Raw genomic sequence first — 229 nt, 5'->3', positions numbered from 1 at the left:
AGCGTTGCGCCAGTTCCGCCTCGCAGCCGCCATTGCCGGCCAAGTCCAGCAAGCCGACCATGAGCCGGCAGGCGCTGGCCTCGGGCAAATTGTCGCGCAGTTGCGCCCACATCTGGCGGTACTCTGTGCGGGGAAACAGCGCATCGCGCAGCACCGAGCGCGCCAGCGCGCCGGGTTTGCGCTTGAGTGCCGGCAGCAGATGACGGTAGTCGACGACCTTGGCGCGTCC

General features: G+C 68.6%; 1 pseudogene. It reads right to left on the bottom strand.

The annotated features are described in order from the left end of the window. A pseudogene (locus AC6H42_RS22860) lies at nucleotides 1-229 on the bottom strand (IS21 family transposase); the annotation flags it as partial.

It is taken from the genome of Massilia sp. NBRC 108631 (genome assembly GCF_059704565.1).
This window is presented reverse-complemented; position numbering and strand designations above follow the sequence as displayed.